Source organism: Pseudomonas sp. GW821-FHT03A09, assembly GCF_059421065.1.
The window spans coordinates 1-1232 of the sequence record NZ_JBWKUX010000033.1; the positions used below are offsets into that span (position 1 = coordinate 1).

Here is a 1232-nt window from a genome sequence, read left to right on the forward strand (position 1 = left end):
TGAATCGCCCCGGATTCTCTAGACACCTTGCAAGCTCATTGCGTAACGCTTTTCAAACTCTACCGGTGACAGCTGATTGTTGAAACCATGGCGGCGTTTTGCGTTGTAGAACATCTCGATGTAATCGAACACATCGCTACGAGCATCTTGCCGTGTGGTGTAGATTTTTCGCTTAATCCGTTCCCGCTTCAGAAGCTGGAAAAAGCTCTCGGCTACGGCGTTGTCATGACAGTTACCTCGACGGCTCATGCTGGCAACCAAATTGTTCGCCTTCAAAAAGCTGCGCCAATCGGAGCTGCTGTACTGGCTGCCCTGGTCGGAGTGAACCATCACCTCCTGTTTCGGTTTTCGCCTCCAAACCGCCATCAATAGCGCATCAATGGCCAAATCACTGGTCATCTGTGACTTCATTGACCAGCCAACAACCTGACGAGAAAACAGATCCAGCACCACCGCCAAATACAGCCAGCCTTCCTAGGTGCGAATGTAGGTGATGTCGGTGACCCAAACTTTGTTGGGTTCAGCGACATCGAACTGGCGCTTCAGCAAATTGGGAGAGGCGACCGCTGGCTTACCGCCGTACTTGCCAGGGCGGCGTCGATACCCTGTCTGAGAGCGCAGACCTTCAAGACGCATCAGCCTTGCCACACGATTCCGACCACAATCCTCACCGACCTCGCGCAGATCGTCATGGATTTTGCGATAGCCATAAACGCCACCGCTCTCCAGCCACGAATGCTTGATCAAACCCAGCAATCGTTGGTCGTCTTTGGCGCGTGCAGATTGCGGCTCAGACAACCAAGCGTAATAGCCACTGGGATGGACTTTCAGCGTCAGGCAAAGCCGTCGAATGGAATAGTCGCCAGCTCGCTGCTTGATAAAGGCGTACTTCAACCGCACTCCTTGGCAAAGTACGCGGCGGCCTTTTTTAAGATGTCTCGCTCTTCAGTGACCCGCTTGAGTTCTGCTCGCAGACGACGCAGTTCAGTGTGCTGATCATCGTCCTGCTGCCGTTCTTCTTGAGGTTTGCTGTAGCGCTTTATCCACGCATAGAGACTATGCGTCGACACGCCAAGGCGGGCCGCTACATCAGCGACAGGCTGCTTCTTTTCGGTCACTTGATTGACCGCTTGGATTTTGAATTCTTCGGGGTAACGCGGGTTGCTCATGGCACCTCCTAATGGGCCTCAGTTTAAGGCATGGAGGTGTCTACAAAACTAGGGGCGATTCAG

1 pseudogene is annotated in these 1232 nt (G+C 53.3%); it reads right to left on the minus strand.

The features are described 5' to 3' along the window. Positions 1–18 precede the first annotated feature (18 nt). Positions 19–1169, minus strand: a pseudogene (locus tag AC07V4_RS26905) (IS3 family transposase). Positions 1170–1232 lie beyond the last annotated feature (63 nt).